Source organism: Prevotella vespertina (genome assembly GCF_009728485.1).
GTDB classification, from domain to species: Bacteria; Bacteroidota; Bacteroidia; order Bacteroidales; family Bacteroidaceae; genus Prevotella; species Prevotella vespertina.
In genome coordinates this window covers 140780-158935 of sequence record NZ_VVIQ01000007.1, presented here as the reverse complement: position 1 = coordinate 158935, position 18156 = coordinate 140780, and the positions used below count along the sequence as shown (strand labels likewise).

The window sequence follows — 18156 nt, the reverse complement described above, 5'->3', positions numbered from 1 at the left end:
GTGCCACGGGAGCATTTAAATAGATTGATTCAGGGTATCAATCGTTCTGTAATAAGACAACTCGATTATATTAATTGTGAAATTAATGTCTTTCAAAACTAGTGTATTAATTTGGTTCTCTCGCTCCCTGTGGTACGGCCTCACCCCCAGCCCCTCTCCTACAGAGAGGGGGGCGCCTAACGGGGTGAGGCTTTTTTATAGGTTGATACGGATGCCACCGATAACCCATGTGCTGGGTTGAGGGACATTTCCATAATCAAGGTAATGCGTTCCGAAGAGGTTGTTAGCCTCCAGATAGGCTGTCCAACTCTTATCATTCCAACTTAATCTAGCGTCCATTACGCCGTAACTTCTGTATTTGTGACGTTGATTATTTATGTCCAAATAGCTGCCCATACGGTGTTGGAAGCGATAGTTAAGACCGAGGTCAAGATTGCGCCAGAGGTTCATTTGGAGGTTACTTACTACCTTATTCTTTAAGTATTCGAGGGCATATTTGCTCACGATACCTGCTTGCTCAGTCTTATCCTGGTTGATGTAACTATAAGCAACACCGAACTTCTTAAAGAAACGTTGCGATGGGATGAGCTGCAGAAGATTAAAGTCAAGTGCCATCTCTGCCCCGAAATCGTTGATAGTTCCAAAGTTAACACTCTTCCAAAGCGGTGCTCCGTTGGCATCTAAAGTCCCATCATTGATCCAGTCGATGAGGTTCTTATGATGATTCCAATATAGACTCGCCTTGGCAGTAACACCCTTGGTTTCATATTTAACGCCAGTCTCTAATGCTGAAAGTTCCTCTGGTTTGAGGTGCTTATCAGCCTTATGTCCACCTACAGAATAGAACAACTCCGTTACAGAAGGCATACGAAGAGATGTGTTGTAAGAGGCATATAACTTCCATGCTTGTCCAATGCGATAACTTGCGTCGATGCCTGGGTAAACACGCATGTGCATATCAGCTTGTGTGTTCTTAACGGCTATTAAACCCGCAGATAACGTGAATCGGTCAAGGATGAGATTGTGTTCAAAGACGAACTGGATATTCGTTCTGTTTAGACCAACGGTGTAGTCTCTGTCCGTACCATGTATGTGCTTAGGCTTAGCAAGCGGTTCGCCAAGGTTACCACTGACGAGATCTTCATTGCGAATCTCGGCTCCTACGGCTGTTCGTCCTAGCTTCCAATCAAAGTAAGTATTGAGGTTTACACCATAGACATCTGTGCGGTGATAATTGAAAGGATACTTGTTTGCAGCGTTTCGGAACAGTTCGAAGCGATCCATGCTGCGGTTCCAATAGATGGCAGGACGGATGTGGAAACGCCCTTGAAGATTCTCTGCTTGTATGGCAGTAAAGGTTTTGAATGTGTGTTCGAACTGGTCATCATACTTCGTTGAGTAGAATGTGTTAGAGCCAAAGTCCTTGATACTCATACCTGCGTGCCACTGAACTCTAACGTCGTTATCCGTGTAATTACCTTGATAGAAAGCCTTACCTGTGCGATAATCAGCATTCAGTTTGCCTGCTTTGTTACGAAGATAACCATCACTGCGGGTATATGAACCAGATAGCTGATTGTTCCATTTCCCCTTTGATAAGTTCGCTCGCATACCAGCACTAAGATAGCCATAAGAGCCGCCTTCGACGTGTGCGGAGAGACTTGATAGTGGTGGAGTTTGGGTTACAATGTTTATAGCACCTAATAAAGAAGACGTACCATAAACTCGTGCAGCAGGTCCTTCAAGAATTTCTATGCGCTCGATTTCACTAATATCAACTGGGAAATCGAAGGCGTTATGACCTGTTTGTGCATCACAGATATTGATGCCGTTGAGAAGAATTGTGACTTGTTCGGAGTTGCCCCCACGTATGCTTACGTCTGTCAAAGCCCCTAGAGGACCCTTTTGTCGTACATCGACACCGACGGCATACTTCAATAAGTCATTCACACTCTGTACTGGCGCCGCTTGGATCTCCTCACGACTTAGTACAGTTACCATTCTCGCTTGCTGACTAACAGTCAGTGGTGCGCGTGTTCCTGTGACGCTTACTTCATCCATCATCACGCCTCGGTTGGTTACAACTGAGTCCATTTCAGCCTTTTCAGCATTAACGCTAATGCCTTTGGCAGTAGCATGCTGTAAGGTAGCAACACTCAGTACACCAATCAAAACCTCCTTACCAAGAACAGCAAAGAGCGAGTAGCCGTGATTAGAGAAGTGCTTAAACTTCAGGACACTGCGCTTTTCAAAAGTTGGTTTGTACATAATATAATTAATAAAAAACGCCAGTTGTAAGTTTGTTAACAGACTGGCAAACGGGTGCAAAAGTACTAAATCTTTTTGTAACGGCAATGTTTAATCGATGTGAATGTACTTTTCTGCAATAAAGAGAGATAAAAGTAAGGTTGTTATAGTGCTTATATTCCATCTTTTTAGTACTTTTGTAGGCAATTAATTCTCAGCACCGACAAACTATTAATTGCACAATGAAAGCATTACGTGATCGTATTTTAAAGGATGGTAAGTGTTATCCTGGAGGCATCCTAAAGGTAGACAAGTTTATTAATCATCAAATGGATCCTAATTTGATGAAGCGTATCTGTGTGGAATTCATACGTAGATACGCCTCAACGGAGATTAATAAAATCATCACAATAGAGGCTAGTGGCATTGCACCAGCTATCATGATGGGGTTCTTACTAGACCTTCCTGTTGTCTTCGCAAAGAAGAAGAAGCCTTCAACAATGACCGATATGCTGTCGACGACAGTGTTTTCTTTCACGAAGCAACGTGAGTATCATGTAGTAATATCCAAAGAATACCTAGGAGAAGGCGATAAGGTGTTGTTCGTAGATGACTTCCTTGCCTACGGAAATGCGGCTAAAGGTATCATAGACTTGTGTAAACAAGCAGGCGCGGAACTAGTTGGTATGGGTTTTATTATCGAGAAAGCATTCCAACATGGACGTGATGCAATAGAGCAAGCAGGCGTTCGCTGTGAGAGCTTAGCAATCATTGAATCGCTTGAGAATTGTGAGATTAAGATGAAAGAAGATTAAAAAAGGTGGGCATTATGTGTCCACCTTTCTTATTTATAATCTATTTCATCTATACAAAGATTCAATTAAGTGTGTTCTAAAGGACATATAACTCCACCTTATTATATTATAGTTTAAAAGTAAAAGAATGGAAAAGTCGAAAGAACTTATCTATGGTTTGAATGACAAACCACCCCTTCGTGAAACCTTATTTGCGGCTTTGCAGCATTTATTAGCCATCTTTGTGGCTATTATCACGCCTCCCCTCATTATCAGTTCGGCGTTGAAATTTGACTTAGAGACCACTGGCTTCCTTGTATCTATGTCTCTTTTTGTATCAGGATTAGCCACCTTTATCCAGTGTAAACGCTTTGGCGCATTGGGAGCAGGACTTCTTTGTATTCAAGGAACATCCTTCTCTTTCATCAGTCCGATAATTGGTGCAGGAATGTTAGGTATGGTTGGCGGAAAGATGAACGTTGAAATGGGTTTGAGTTACATCTTTGGAGCATGCCTTGTAGCGGCTTTTGTGGAGATGATAGTGAGTCGTTTACTCCCTTATACACGTAAGATCATCACACCATTAGTGTCTGGTATTGTTGTTTCCCTCATTGGTATGTGCCTCATTAAGGCTGGTATCAATTCGTGCGGAGGTGGTCAGTCGGCTATAGATGCTGGTACTTTCGGTTCCATGCAGAATCTAGGTTTAGCCTTCTTAGTACTTGTCAGCATTATATTCTTTAATCGTTCAAGCAACAGATTCCTACGAATGGCATCCATCGTGTTGGGCTTGTTGGTTGGATGTATTGCTGCTTACGCCCTTAACATGATTGACTTTTCACGCATAAGTGGTGCTGGAACGCTGAATATACCAACCCCCTTCAAGTATGGACTGCACTTTGATTTAGGTTCCATCATCGGTCTTGGACTTATCTACTTGGTTACTGCTGTTGAAGCCTTCGGCGATATTACAGCCAACTCATTGATATCTGGCGAGCCAGTTGAGGGTCCTGTATTCTTGAAGAGAGCACAGGGTGGAATCTTAGCAGATGGTTTTAATTCTTTCCTAGCCGCTGTCTTCAATAGTTTCCCTAACTCCATCTTTGCTCAAAACAATGGTATGATACAATTAACGGGCGTTGCCAGTCGTTATGTAGGGTATTTCATTGCAGCTGCCTTGGTGTTATTAGGACTCTTCCCAGTGGTTGGTCAGCTCTTTTCCCTTATCCCTGATGCCGTCTTAGGAGGTGCCACTCTCCTCATGTTCGGTACTGTTGCAGCAGCAGGAATCCGTATCATCGCTTCAACGAAGATAACTCGTAAGGCAGTGTTGGTTATGGCAATCAGCTTCGCAATGGGCTTGAGTGTAGAGTTAGTGCCCGGTATTCTCGATAAGATGCCAGACCTCATTAAGAGCATCTTCGCGAGTGGTATCACCACAGGAGGGCTTACAGCCATCCTCGCCAATGCGTTTATTCGTATTAAAGAGTAGGCATTTATTATTTTTTATCATCGTTTCGGTGCGTTTTCCTTATAAATGTTTATCTTTGCAGATAGAGTGTAGGAGAATGCAACGATAGCGTTTTCTTTCATAAAGAAAATAATATATTAAAGCTAAGCCAATGCAGAATAAGAAGCGTAAATTTACTAAGTCGCTCACGTTTAAGGTACTATGTGGACTGGTAGTTATCGTTCTTTTGGGGATAGGATATAATCTGATAGTCGATGACAAAGATAGTCCTTTAAGCGAAGAAGAGCAAGAGGAGGAACAGCAACGCACTGCCGATAAGGACACGATAGACATTGTCGGCGATTATCTGTGGCCTCATGCGAAGTCTTCAAAGGATGATTTAACAGCCAAGGACGACAAGGACAAGGATGCAGATGAGGCTAAGGACAAGACTGACAAGGCTGATAAAGCTAAGTCAAAGGAAAGCACATCCCATCAAGAAAGCAATGAGGCACCAATGGCTGCACCAGCTTCTCCTGCCCCAACAACGCCAGATCCAGAACCTTCCAGTAAGTCTTCTACACCTACGATAGAGAAGATGAACGCACCAAAGATCGAACGCATAGACTAAAGCAAAGGCTTGTTTTCATCAGAGAGAAAGAGAGGTACTATTATGAAACGATTATTTTTATGTTTATTTACAGCACTCCTTATGGTGGGATGTGCAACGACTTATTATGATTCTGATGGCAAGCCTGTATCTAAGGAGACGATGGCCCAACTGAAAGCTGCTGCTGTCAAGGCTCATTTAGGCGAGCATCGTTACCGCATCTTCATGGATAGAATGGAGCCAATGAGGGGTCCTTCAATCTATTTACAAGATGATTGGGGCATTGAAGTAAGCGGTGATTCGGTTGGTTTATTCCTCCCTTATGTGGGTAGGGTGTACCAGATTCCATACGGTCGGGGCGGTGGCTTGTCCCTTGTTTCGCCTCTTTCGAGTTACAAGGAAGAACCTATTAAGGGTGGTAGACGTATTTTTATGACCACTCGCAATGATTACGAAAGTTACCAGATAGTCTTGGAAGTGTTCGACAATGCGACAGCCTCCTTGCTTGTCAACCCTAGTGGGAAGGATGCAATACGCTTTACCGGTGTGATGGAACTCAATGACAGTTTTACAGTCAAGAATGGTAAGCCTGTGAAGAAACGCCAAGTATCATTCATGAACTTATAATATTTGGTGGAAAGAATATCCTCCTGTCTCTGCTCATTTACTATTTTGGTAAGGTGCAGATGACAGGATTTTTTTGTTTTAAAGATGTCTCTCTTTATGGGAAGAAGTTATCTTCTATGATTTTTCCTGTCAAATTGTAATACGCATAGAGGATAACTTATCATGTTGGATTGATATATATCAACTAAATGACAATATGCTAATTGTTGTGCATGAAACCCTTAATAATAGTATAGTTCGCTTTCTTTTCAAAGCTATTTAACGCTTATTTCTTCTCTTTTTGTTATTCTTTTTGCTCTTTACTAACAACTAAGAAGGCGGAAAAAATAAGTTGAAAATACCCTTTATAATATTTGGTTGTATCATAGTTTACTATTAATTTTGCTCATAGAAAACGAATAATTAAAGACCTAACAACAATGAAAAAGTTCTTTTTTGCAGCTTTTGTCTGCCTGATTTCAGCAACATCTTTCGCTCGTGAAGGTGTGACAACAACAGTAGTATCACGTGATACAATCTTCTACAATCAAGCATTACGATCAGTGAAAAGCTCTGAGAACGTTGCTTACTATCGTCTTCTTGCAAAAGAAAGCTATAAGGGTGTAGAGCGAGACATCTTCCAGGACTTCTATCCAGATGGTCAGAAGCGTTTAGAGGGTGGCTATTCTTTCCTCGACTTAGGCAATGATGCCAACACAGTTCTTGATGGTCATGTAACCGCTTATTACCCTAATGGCATGGAGAAGTGGCATTGCAATTACAAAGATGGTAAGCGTGAAGGCTATCTAACGCTGCATTTGCGTGATGGAAGTATCGGTGTTGTGGCTTATAGAGAAGGTAAGAGTCGTTTCGACTACATGACAATTACGCACCCTGATGGTCGAATGGAAAAGGTTGGATTGAAGCACTATTCAAGCCTTATCCAGTAAGAGTTATCAGTGAAGGTACAGCTACTTAAGACCTCCCCAAGCCCCTCCAAAGGAGGGGATGTGGGTTATTAAGATGTAATGGAGGTATGAAAAGAATGAGTAGCGAATTATAATTAGATTTAACAAGAGGCTCTCTTTGATGTAAAGAGAGCCTCTTGTCAACTGCAAAAGGGCGTCTCTTCGATATGAAGGAACGCCCTCTTCAAATGGAGTATCTTTTATCCTTCTGCATAGCCACTTGTTTGTTGCTAACGAGACGTGGTCTCTTTCTCTGTCTTTATACATAAAGTCATAAATTATTTCAGTCACTCTTTCCTTGCCTTCATGTGTAAGATCAGGAAGAGTGAAGAGCCTTCCTTTCGTTGTATAAATTATCTGAACGATGAACGGAACGAAGTGGTAATTATAATCGTTGACGCCTTCTATCTCATCAGCTGTTACTTCGATGTACTTACAACGGAGGCAATCATAAAAGCAGATGTGGTCTCCTTTGATGGAAAGATAGTCTTTCTTCCATAATTTCTGACATGTAATAAAGAGCTTGAAAAGCCAATATGAGATGGCAAGACCAGTCATCCACAATGCAAGAATAAGCATTAGAGGATGAGATGCATCTGTTCCTTTGTGTCCAAAGAAGAACCATATAAAAAACAAAACAGGGATGGGCGCAAGCAACGTGTCGATGAATAGCAATGGACTATACTTGTATTTGATAATCATATCAGAACTGCGTGTAAATGAAAGGTTGTATGCTATGTTGGCTAAAGTTGATGACTAATTGCAGAACAAAGGCGAAGATAGCGAGCTTCACCAGCCATGGTGAACGGATGAACTTCGTTTGTAACCATTCATAATCGGCCTCTTTAATGCTGTGAAGTTCCAAACTAATGAGTACAACTGCCGTCCAGAGCGGGTATTCTAATAGGAAAGTGTAAGCATCACTCAGCCTAGTTGTTTGAATGATATTCGTTATCAATGTCAGAGCTGAGTCCATATTAGGGGCACGAAAGAATATCCATGCGAGTGAAATATAGCCAAAGGTGATGCTCCAACAAGCAACTTTTATAGGCTTGGAATTGGGTATCTGCTTCAGACCATTGTTGTTGCAAAACTTATGAACGACAAGTCCTATACCGTGCATAACGCCCCATACGATGAACATCCACGATGCCCCATGCCATAAACCAGCAATAATCATGACAGAGAAGCTATTGAGGTAAGTGCGAACAGTACCCTTTCTGTTACCTCCAAGAGGGATATATAGGTAATCGCGAACCCATGTTGAAAGTGCAATATGCCATCTATGCCAGAACTCAGTGAGGTTAAGACTTTGGTAAGGGAAGTTGAAATTGTCCTTTAACTCATATCCCATCAGGGCAGCAACACCAATAGCTAGGTCGCTGTAACCCGAGAAGTCGCAGTAAATCTGCACCGAGAAACCCAACACACCCATAAGATCTCCAAAGCCATTCTGCACTGCTGGCGCATCAAACACTATGTTGTTATATTGCGCAAGATAGTCTGCTATGAGTGCTTTCTTTATCAATCCGCAGACAACCAACCACAATCCTTTATAGACAAGGGCACTCTTGATATTCCTTTTAGGGGTTTGAATCTGTGGTAATAATACTTCGGCGCGGGTGATAGGACCAGCAATGAGGAGAGGAAAGAACGTCAGATAGAATGTATAATCAAGTAGTTTCGCAGTCTTTGGATACCGCCCTTTATAAACATCCACCGTGTAGCTGATGGCTTGGAAAGTAAAGAAAGAGATACCAACAGGTAAGAGTAACTTCATAGGAGAGAAGTTACTGCGGAGCAGTTCATGGAATATTTCAAGGGTGAAGTTCGTGTATTTATAGTAGAGTAGGGGTATCAACTCTGTGAAAATGGTAATGGCTAGACCCATCTTACGCAACTTTCCATGTTTTAAACGCATCATAGAATGGGTTAGATACCATGATACAAAGGTGGTGAAAGGCAATAGCCACATCAAAGCACCATTTGCTTTGAAAGCGAAAAAGAGGCTAAAACAAATAACATAAACCTTTGTCCACTGCTGACGATAGTGTCTAAGGGGAATGTAAAGAGCAAAGAAAACGAGGAAACAAGCCATGAATGATAGCGTACACAACGACCAGTTCTTATCTTGTGAGGATAAGAAATCAAGGAACGTGGATGTTAGCTGCGATAGTTCTGTCATGCTTCTATAATTCTTTCGCTTACTTTCCTTTTATGTATTAAAAGCCTTCGAATGCTGGTTGTAACAAACTTGTGTTTGTTGCCTTGTGATGTGCTTTAGGGGAATTGAGCTGCAATGGATTGTCACATTCATTACTAGCAATAAATTTTGCAGCCGTATCCATCCAATAAGCAGCAGCCTCCCATGTAGGGTGATAATGGTCACTTCCTCGTTTTAGTTTTAAGTGTCTACTATCGAAGAAATGCCCTGCACCTACTCTTTCTTTGATGATGTCATTGATACCAGTATCTCCATTCCAATCCGAAGGACTGATCCAAACGAAAGGAATATCGCCTATCTTCTTAACCATCTCACTGACATATTGTGCCCTATTAGCGAGGTCGTTGATGAATAACTCATTACTTCCAAGACAGATAAGGATGTAGGTTGGCTTGTATTTATCGATGTAATGCTCCAGAGTATGCGTCGTTCCCCATCGTTCAGTGGATGAGCTATACCATATAACGGTGTATAGTTTGTGTCCATTCTCACCTGCGTAATCACCCAAGCGACGTGATAGTCCTTCCACCATAGAGTCTCCGATGAAGAGAATTGTTTGGTTGCGATGAATGGTCTTCGACTTCTTCTTGTGTTCTTTCAGTGGTTCTTTAGGAGATAGGAAGATACTTGTAAGTGTTATCTTCCTTATTGTGTAGCTGCCCAAAGTTATCTCTTTTGGTGAGAAAGCATAGGCTATGATGGCTGCAAGAACTACAGCCATCAATAACAATGATTTGATTTGGGCATACATAAGAGCTACTTTACTTTAAGTCAATCTCTATTGGGCAATGGTCGCTACCCATAGTTTCTGTATGAATCTTAGCATCTATCAATCGATCTCTCAAGCGTTCGGAGATAAGGAAGTAGTCGATACGCCACCCCGTATTCTTCTCCCTTGCGCGGAAACGATACGACCACCAAGAGTAGGTTACTTGCTCTGGATAAAGCGTGCGGAAGGTATCTATGAATCCATTATTCAATAGTTCGGTCATCTTCTCACGCTCTTCATCGGTGAAGCCTGCGTTTCGGCGATTTGTTTTAGGGTTCTTTAAGTCAATCTCCTGATGCGCAACATTCATATCACCGCACACTATGACAGGCTTAATCTCATCTAGTTTGTGTAGGTAGGATTGGAAGTCCTCCTCCCACTTCATGCGATATTCCAATCGACGAAGCTCATCTTGCGAGTTCGGTGTATAGACAGTTACGAGATAGAAATCGTCCATCTCTAGTGTAATAACACGTCCCTCATGGTCGTGCTCATCAATATTAATACCATAAGTAACGCTCAATGGCTTATGTTTCGTGAATATCGCAGTACCTGAATAACCCTTCTTATCAGCGTAATTCCAATATGATTCGTATCCAGGAAAGCTTAAATCAAGCTGACCAGCTTGCATCTTCGTCTCTTGCAAACAGAAGAAATCAGCGTTAAAGTCCTTGAATTGCTGCTCAAAGTCTTTGCCCACACAGGCACGAAGACCATTTACATTCCATGAAATCAGTTTCATATATCTTCCTTTCTATCGTCTTTAATGTATTATTAACTCTTTTGTTGTGATTCAAACTCAAATGTTATAGGCAAGTTGTAATCGGTGGATAGGGGAGTGAAACCACCTCTTCCATTATTCTTCTTCAAGTCTCTAATGGTGAAGTTAAAGTGCATCTCTTGTGTAGGCATTGCATAGAAACAAGAGAAAGGCAAGGAGCCTCCTGTACCAATAACCTCTACCTGTTGTCCATCCAAATTGATGGTGAAGCTGAGTTTAGCTGATGCACTGAAGAAAATTATTTGTTCCTGTGGCTTAAAACTCGTTATAATGACTTCTAGCTTACCATTCGTAGCATTCAAGAGAGCTTGATATAGCTTTGAAGATTGGTTCTTTACGCCAGCTGCAAGTTCGTCACCATTGATGTTCTTAACGCTAATCTTCTCCTTATTAGCTGTCCATGTTGCATTCTTTGAGCCCAAGTCACCATTGCTATTACTCAGCTTTACAGTACCAATGTAATTGCCATTGATGTTTTGATAGAGCTGTTCAACATTAATACTTGGTGTATCTTTCTCCTTAGAACATGCTGTAAAGAAGTTGATTGTAACGATTGACACGATTGCTAGTGTGGCTACTTTTAAAACCTTATTCATAACTTTTCTCCTTTTAAATATTAGTCGTTATTATATTCGTTTGGTCTCTCCACGCAGTAAGTTCATAAACTCGTTGCGGGTTTTACTTGATTCGAACACACCACTATAAGCACTTGTTGTGGTGATAGAGTTCTGTTTCTCTACACCACGCATCTGCATACACATGTGTTTCGCTTCGATGACTACCATCACACCTTGTGGCTTCAACGTGTCGTTGATACATTGCATAACTTGTTCGGTGAGGCGTTCCTGTACTTGAAGTCGATGAGAAAATATATCGACAACACGTGCAATCTTACTCAAACCTGTGATCTTTCCGTTGGGAATATACGCCACATGCGCCTTGCCATAGAATGGAAGTATATGGTGCTCACACATTGAGAAGAAGTCAATGTCCTTGACTATCACCATCTGGTTGTACTTCTCTTCAAAGAGAGCATCCGTTAATACCTTATGAGGATCTTGTGTATATCCACGTGTAAGAACCTGCATTGCCTTCGCAACTCGCATGGGTGTTTTCTCCAAACCCTCCCTTGCTGGATCCTCACCAAGGAGTGTTAGTATCTCTTTATAGTGTGCCGCAAGTTCGTCTAAACCATCACGGAATTGTGCTTCTGGGGTCATATTATGTTGTTTCTGATTATTGCTGTTTATGAGGTAGGCTTATACCCCTATTTAGGGTATTGCCCGATATGTTCGTTAGGGTAGAGAGCTTTATCCATATAAGGGCATAGCCTGTTACCCTAGTAAGGGTGTTGTTTGGGTGTATATATAATATATAAGGTGTGACTACATTTAGTTGTCAACAAATGATGACGTCTTCACACTAACCATCATGCGTACAACATTCGCCTGTGAAAAGCCTTCTTTACGCAACTTCAACATTACTTTTTTAGCAGTGTTATAGTCTGTGAAGTTGCCAACGAGGCACATCCAACGTGGCGGATAGAAGTGAACATAGATGGGCTGATTGGGGAATAACTCTTTAGCCGTTTGTCCTGCTTTGTCTGCAAGTTGGTGAGCTACACGCGTGTTACCACCACTATAAGCCTGAACACGGAATCCCCTAACCTTTTTAATGCCTTTCTTTACACGTTTGGTTACAATTTGTTTACCATCGTCTATATCATCGAAAGTTGGATCATGAGGTCTTCTTACTAAACGTTTCACTAGCTTCGTTCCAACTTGTCTAACGGGCTGTAAGGTGTTATTATCAGGTCGTGCAATCTCTGGTTTGTGGTCGTTCAGTTTAGGAACTGACAGTTGTTTTGTATCTGGAGTCTTAATCTTTGAGCCTATTGACTGGCGTGATTGTTCACGCTGACTCTCTACTCTCTTGCTTTCTTTATTAGCTTTCTTCGCTGTTTTCTTACCATTGACTAATGCGTCAATATCGGAACTCTGCGTTACAGTTACCGAACTTTGAGCATAAGTTGTTGTAATGGTTGTCAGTATGAGAACTATGATTGTAAGGAGTCTTTTCATGTCTTTTATTCTAATTGAAAAGTGATGAGAGGAGCACCAAACGTGACTCCCTCTCATCATTAATATTTGTATGGATTACTTCTTCCAAGCATCAATGATACCCTTGAAGTCAGCTGCCTTCAATGAAGCACCACCAATCAAGCCACCATCAATGTCAGGTTTAGCAAACAACTCTGGTGCGTTGCTAGCCTTACAGCTACCACCATAGAGGATAGAAGTGTCCTCTGCTACTTCCTTACCATACTTCTCTGCAACGATAGAACGGATGTAGGCTAACATCTCCTGAGCCTGGTCTGATGTAGCTGTCTTACCTGTACCGATAGCCCAGATTGGTTCGTAAGCCAAGATAATGCTCTTCCATTCCTCTGCTGAGAGGTTGAATACGGAACCTTCCAACTCTGCCTTTACTACCTCGTTTTGCTTCTCTGCCTCGCGCTCTTCGAGAGTTTCACCACAGCAGAAGATTACCTTCAAACCATTAGCAAGAGCTAATTGAACCTTCTCTTTGAGGATCTCTGCTGTTTCTCCATAGTACTGACGACGCTCAGAGTGACCAAGGATAACATATTGTGCACCTGTGCTCTTTACCATTGCAGCTGATACTTCACCTGTGTAAGCACCCTTCTCCTTGTCTGCACAGTTCTCTGCGCCAAGTCCAACAACGCTTGAATCTAACACCTGAGCAACACTTGCGAGGTGAATGAATGGGGTACAGATAACAACATCACAATTAGGTTTTTCTGCCTTGAGTGACTCGTTAATCTCTTTTGCTAGCTCGACACCTTCCTGCAAGGTCTCGTTCATCTTCCAGTTACCTGCTACGATTTTCTTTCTCATTTGTCTTTTACGTTTTAAAAGTTGATATAATTTATTTGATTGTTCCTTTTGTTTCACCCAATCTTCTTTCTGTTTGAGCCACTCTTCACGCTTCCTTACCCATCTTGTCCATGACCAAATGCGGTCGGCGGCAATAAGGAATGACAAGGGGAAGATGTAGCACACGATGATTAGCATAATCTTTGTCCACGTGTTATTAGCCGGTTCGCGCCCTATTTCAATGAGGGAGAGTGGGGCGTTGAGTTCGGCTTGTTTGGGCAAATCGTTATGACTCCATTTATTGATGATAGTACCTTTGTAGAGCAGTACCAAGCCCGGATTACTACGAATGATGGTTTTTAGTGTTGTGCCGTCAGTCGTATAGAAAGGATATTCCGCACCCGTAATGTCCCTCCAATGCTGTACAGCCTTATCTGTGCTAGCAGTCAATCCGTAGAATCCATAGCCATTCTCTTTTGCATATTCGTAGATAGCATCAATATCACCAAAGTTACTATCGTCAGCCATTTCCAATACAGGAGCTATGAGTAAGAAGGTATATCCTTTATGGGTCAAGATACTATCCGTAATATCGTTCCCTGTCTGTTCGTTCGTGATAGAGAAATCGTGTATGGGTGGTTCATACCCTTGCTCAAGTATCTCTTGGTGTGTATCTTTAAATACCCACGTAGAGTCGTTGTAAGGGTAATTATTCTCATTGAATTCCTTTGTTACACCATTCTTCTCACAGATAAAGGTTGTCTTATAGGTTGTTTGTTTAGCCCCCTTTGGAATCTCCATACCCTTTTTGATGTTCTGTCCGATATAATAAGGACGGAAGTCAAAGATAGGCAGATGATAAAGACTCAATAGTGACGCTATACAGATAAAGACAATCGTAAAATAGAAGGCTATCCACTGATTCGTCTTTGAAACGAAGCGCATCTGATGTAAAGGCAAGCGTGTGAGAATGATTGCTGCAACAAGCAAAACAATGTTCTTGATAAATGTCTGCGTGTTGGTTAGGTGTATGGCATCTCCGAAACAACCACAATCTTGTATCGGATTACTCACGGTCAACCACAATGTTACAGCTGTCATCACAGCCATGAAAAGCAAGGATATCTTACTGGCTAATCGACGGCGGATGGCCAAGAGGAGCATTACACCCAGCGTAAATTCTATGGCAGAAAGGGCTATCGACACCATTAGCTGTGCCCAATCGGGTACATAAGCCGATAATTGCACTGCCTCTAGGTATTCCGCAATCTTATATTGCGAACCTAGTGGGTCAATAGCCTTAACAAATCCAGAAAAGATAAATGTCAAGGCTAACAGCGCACGACTGAGGTTTACTAATAGTGTCTTTAATTTATTCATGTAGCTTGATAGCACCGAAAACGGCGTAATTCATTATATCCATATAATTGGCATCTATGCCTTCACTGACGAGTGTTTCTCCATTAAGATCTTCGATTTCCTTGATTCGTTCAATCTTAGTGAGAATAAGGTCTGTGTAACTACTCACACGCATATCTCGCCATGCCTCTCCATAGTCATGATTCTTCTTTACCATTAGTTCGTAGGCTTCGTTGGCATAGGTATCATAAAGACTGAGTGCCTCGTCGGGCGTGATGTCAACACTATCAACAAAGCCTTTGGATAGTTGAATCAGTCCAACAATACTATAATTGATCAATGCGATGAACTCGGGGCGTACTCCCTCTCCAACGAGATTCTCACCTGTAATCTCTAACGAGCGTATGCGTTTGGCTTTGATAAAAAGCTGATCTGTGAGGGAAGAGGGGCGTAAAATGCGCCATGAGGCACCATAATCATGGAGCTTCTTACTAAAGAGCTCTCTACATTCAGCCAGTATGTCTTTAAATTCTTGCTGTGTCTTTGTCAATTGACTTGCCATTGTTATGAATCGATTTGCCTGCAAAAATACTTAATTTCATTGTAATAAACGAATGAATTAACAACTAATACCATCCGTTTCGCTTGTTGGCGGGGGTTCATGGAAGTGTATTGTAACCTATCTGTGCAGAATTTCTAACCTGTGGGCAGTTGATGGAGATGCACGTTAGGTATTTTGTGCAATCCTATATGTAAACAAGAGTTAAGGCGAGGGGCGTAACTGTTAACATCGACGAAATGTACTTTTGTGGGGCACGAAAGTACATTTCGTGCCCCACAAGATGTACTCCCGTGCCTTACAAGTCCTACTTCCGTGATAAGCATAGATTCGGTTAAAAAATCTTCGCGAAGAATTTGGGAATTGTTCGCGAACAATTTTGATTTTCTTCGCGAAGAATCTTTGTGTTTCAAGGGATAGGCTTTTTGATATTTAAAGCATCCTTTTATTACTTGTTTTATACCCAACGAATGGGTCGTATTGTACCCAGCGAATAAGTCCTTGTCTACCCATTCGCTGGGTAGAAGTCTACCTATTCGCTGGGTACGATGATACCCATTCGCTGGGTAGGAAAGGACTTATTCGCTGGGTTTGAAATTGTGAGTTAAAGACGTAACAAGGAGATATTTGATAAGGCGTTATCATTTACAAAACCTATCTCTTTATTTGATTTACTTCAACAGAGTGGGTTATATAAAAAGCGGGAACGCCTGTTAAAGGTGTTCCCGCTCTGTGGGTGTATGTGTAAATGCAGTATAGTCTTATGGTGCTACTACTACTTTTACCCAACTATTCGTGTCATCGTAATTGGCTCTGTTATCATTAGCACTTTCTAAGAACGGCTTTACTTGTTCTAATTTTGCCTTTTGTGCAGCAGTCATTGTGACTGTAATGTTTGCTAAAAAGCCATTTGGACTCTGACTACCAGCATAAAACTTCGCCAAGTTTGGCATGTGACGTATGTCAAATGATGAAAATCTACAATGTGCAATACTTAATTCTACCAACTTTGTATTGTTCGATAAGTCGAGAGATGTAAATGGGATAAAGGTTGTTCGCAAATATGTTAAGTTTGGATTATGCGTTACATCCAATGCCGTCATCTCCTTTACATTATACAAGTCAAGCTTGGTGAGGTTTGGATTGTTTGATACATCCAATGAACCTACATGTGTATTTGACAGTTGGAGTTCTTGTAAGTTAGCACCAGCAGCAGATAATCCTTTGATTTCTTTCACTGCTGCACTTGCAAGGTTGACATTCTTTAGGTTTGTCATCTTGCTGAAGTCATAGCTTTCAATCTTTGAACCTGATGCCCAAAATCTCTGTAGTTTTGAGTTATCTGACAACCCTATGAAGCTTTGAAGACTACCATTAGAGAGACCATTAAAGTCGTTCAAGTTTGGTGAATTGGTGGTATTGATAGTCTGTATATTTGGACTATAATATGTCTGTAATGTTGATAATGCAGGCATATTGCTTGCATCAACCGACTGAAGGCTGTTGTTATTATACACTGCGAATAAGTTGAGCTTAGTGTTACCACCAGTTACAACTTCTGTCATTCCATCCAGATGGTGCGCTTGTAACTGTGTTATCTTATCCAATCCTGTCACATTAATCTTTGTGACCAATGGGCTACCACTAATTACTATTTGTCCAGTGAGCTGTGGATACTTGTTGAGATTAAGCTCTCCTGCAAGGTTCTTGTTACCTTGAAGGTTCAGTCCATTAATATTACGATAGTATTGTAGCTCATCAATTGATGTGAAGTTGTCTTTGTTATTTACTTCTAACATTCCCTTGTAAGAAAGAATCTTCTCCAAGTTGTCTGCCGCATAAATATCCAAGTGACCATCTGCGGTTGTAGTTAAGCCGCCTGATACTTTTGCAGCAACAGCCTCAATCAGACCCTGGTTTTTGAGTATGAAAGCCTTAGCCTTAGACGCATCAAGCGTCATCTCACCGAGATCGTAAACCTTGGCACGCTGAATGTTGATTTCTTGCTTAACCTTCTTCAAGATAGCTTTGCCATCCTGCATGATAAAGACAAGCGTTAAACCCTGTGAAAGCTTTTGTTCTGGGAGTGCTATGTAATATGCCTTGTTCTCCTCAAGAGTGCCAGACGCCGCTTTGAGGTTTACTACTGGAGATGCTGCACTGAATTGGTTTTGGGCAGTACTAATCTTTCCATCATTAGCAAAAGTGATGGTTGACTTTAAATTACCAGCAAGGTTCTCCTGCCCAATAGAAAGTAACTTTACCTGCTTTACGTTTGAAGTTCCTTTGATGGTAAAGCGGAGCAAACCACCAACATTGTATGCAACGAATGGTTTTCCACGCTTTGGAATGATACCAACAGATACATTCGCCTTTGGATCAAATGTGCCTGCAATAGCATTTTGTTCCTTTGGAAAGTTGTATTCGTATATTGCTTGGGTGTTACTGTTTGCTGAAATCTTTGCATCCTGCTGAAAAGGATACATCATGAAGTATGATGCGTTATTGACATTAGGTGCTTGTCCCCAGAAACGCACATCACTTCCTGAGGTTGGGGTGGTGAAGGGATAATTCTTGGCAGTAGGTGATTTAAAGCCAATACCAATCTTATCGTTTGCTTGCCAAGTAACAGTTGCGCCGTCTGAGCCTAATACTGTGCGAGTCTTTATTTGATTAGATTGAGATGCAGTCTCTTCTGTTGAAGGCTTTTCCAATCCAGTGGATGTGAAAGACATCTCTACTAGTTGTTCATCTGTTGTGTCGCCATCTCCAAAATCATCCTTGGAACAAGACACAAGACTTAAAGCAAGACCCATACATAAGGCATAAGTCTTTAATAGATTTGTATACTTCATATTGCTGTTATTCGTTTTTCGATATTCGTTTAATCCT

At 41.5% G+C, this 18156-nt stretch carries 16 protein-coding genes; 5 read left to right on the top strand and 11 right to left on the bottom strand.

Annotation, left to right across the window (positions count from 1 at the left end; all coding sequences use genetic code 11):
• Nucleotides 1-195 precede the first annotated feature (195 nt).
• Nucleotides 196-2268: a TonB-dependent receptor gene (locus tag F0475_RS07930; RefSeq protein WP_155716215.1), complete on the bottom strand. Its 2073-nt coding sequence runs from the start codon at nucleotides 2266-2268 to the stop codon at nucleotides 196-198.
• A 221-nt stretch (nucleotides 2269-2489) separates the two neighbouring features.
• Between F0475_RS07930 and xpt the strand changes: the two genes are divergently transcribed.
• The 5 genes from xpt (at nucleotide 2490) to F0475_RS07905 (ending at nucleotide 6657) form a co-directional block, all read left to right on the top strand.
• Nucleotides 2490-3062 carry a xanthine phosphoribosyltransferase gene (xpt, locus tag F0475_RS07925; RefSeq protein ID WP_155716214.1) on the top strand — a complete coding sequence of 191 codons (573 nt, stop codon included), beginning with the start codon at nucleotides 2490-2492 and terminating at the stop codon, nucleotides 3060-3062.
• Between the two features lie 127 nt (nucleotides 3063-3189).
• Nucleotides 3190-4533, top strand: a complete 1344-nt coding sequence (locus F0475_RS07920) for a nucleobase:cation symporter-2 family protein (protein WP_155716213.1) — start codon at nucleotides 3190-3192, stop codon at nucleotides 4531-4533.
• 130 nt (nucleotides 4534-4663) lie between these two features.
• Nucleotides 4664-5122 carry a hypothetical protein gene (locus F0475_RS07915; RefSeq protein WP_155716212.1) on the top strand — a complete coding sequence of 153 codons (459 nt, stop codon included), beginning with the start codon at nucleotides 4664-4666 and terminating at the stop codon, nucleotides 5120-5122.
• A 42-nt stretch (nucleotides 5123-5164) separates the two neighbouring features.
• The gene (locus F0475_RS07910; RefSeq protein WP_155716211.1) at nucleotides 5165-5728 is read left to right on the top strand and encodes a DUF4251 domain-containing protein; all 564 of its coding nucleotides are present in this window, start codon (nucleotides 5165-5167) and stop codon (nucleotides 5726-5728) included.
• A 419-nt stretch (nucleotides 5729-6147) separates the two neighbouring features.
• The gene (locus F0475_RS07905) at nucleotides 6148-6657 is read left to right on the top strand and encodes a toxin-antitoxin system YwqK family antitoxin (RefSeq protein ID WP_155716210.1); all 510 of its coding nucleotides are present in this window, start codon (nucleotides 6148-6150) and stop codon (nucleotides 6655-6657) included.
• A gap of 21 nt (nucleotides 6658-6678) precedes the next feature.
• Here the strand turns inward: F0475_RS07905 and F0475_RS07900 are convergent, their stop codons facing one another.
• The 10 genes from F0475_RS07900 to F0475_RS07855 form a co-directional block, all read right to left on the bottom strand.
• A complete protein-coding gene (locus F0475_RS07900) occupies nucleotides 6679-7377 on the bottom strand; it encodes a hypothetical protein (protein ID WP_234422976.1) in 699 nt (232 codons plus the stop codon).
• A 1-nt stretch (nucleotide 7378) separates the two neighbouring features.
• Nucleotides 7379-8860 carry an MBOAT family O-acyltransferase gene (locus F0475_RS07895; RefSeq protein WP_155716209.1) on the bottom strand — a complete coding sequence of 494 codons (1482 nt, stop codon included), beginning with the start codon at nucleotides 8858-8860 and terminating at the stop codon, nucleotides 7379-7381.
• A 37-nt stretch (nucleotides 8861-8897) separates the two neighbouring features.
• Nucleotides 8898-9650 carry an SGNH/GDSL hydrolase family protein gene (locus tag F0475_RS07890; RefSeq protein WP_155716208.1) on the bottom strand — a complete coding sequence of 251 codons (753 nt, stop codon included), beginning with the start codon at nucleotides 9648-9650 and terminating at the stop codon, nucleotides 8898-8900.
• A 10-nt stretch (nucleotides 9651-9660) separates the two neighbouring features.
• On the bottom strand, nucleotides 9661-10410 hold the full coding sequence (locus F0475_RS07885; protein ID WP_155716207.1) for an exodeoxyribonuclease III: 750 nt from the start codon (nucleotides 10408-10410) through the stop codon (nucleotides 9661-9663).
• Nucleotides 10411-10442: 32 nt separating this feature from the next.
• Nucleotides 10443-11045: a DUF4840 domain-containing protein gene (locus F0475_RS07880; protein WP_155716206.1), complete on the bottom strand. Its 603-nt coding sequence runs from the start codon at nucleotides 11043-11045 to the stop codon at nucleotides 10443-10445.
• Nucleotides 11046-11075: 30 nt separating this feature from the next.
• Nucleotides 11076-11669 (bottom strand): GTP cyclohydrolase I FolE, encoded by a 594-nt coding sequence (folE, locus tag F0475_RS07875; RefSeq protein ID WP_155716205.1) that lies wholly within the window; start codon nucleotides 11667-11669, stop codon nucleotides 11076-11078.
• Between the two features lie 171 nt (nucleotides 11670-11840).
• The gene (locus F0475_RS07870) at nucleotides 11841-12530 is read right to left on the bottom strand and encodes an SPOR domain-containing protein (protein WP_155716204.1); all 690 of its coding nucleotides are present in this window, start codon (nucleotides 12528-12530) and stop codon (nucleotides 11841-11843) included.
• A 75-nt stretch (nucleotides 12531-12605) separates the two neighbouring features.
• Nucleotides 12606-14726 (bottom strand): BT_3928 family protein, encoded by a 2121-nt coding sequence (locus tag F0475_RS07865; protein WP_155716203.1) that lies wholly within the window; start codon nucleotides 14724-14726, stop codon nucleotides 12606-12608.
• Entirely contained in the window at nucleotides 14719-15267 is a 549-nt protein-coding gene (locus F0475_RS07860) for a DUF1599 domain-containing protein (RefSeq protein WP_155716202.1), read from the bottom strand. Before F0475_RS07860 ends, F0475_RS07865 begins: the two co-directional genes overlap by 8 nt.
• 758 nt (nucleotides 15268-16025) lie before the next feature.
• Nucleotides 16026-18119 (bottom strand): hypothetical protein, encoded by a 2094-nt coding sequence (locus F0475_RS07855; protein WP_155716201.1) that lies wholly within the window; start codon nucleotides 18117-18119, stop codon nucleotides 16026-16028.
• Between the last annotated feature and the right edge of the window lie 37 nt (nucleotides 18120-18156).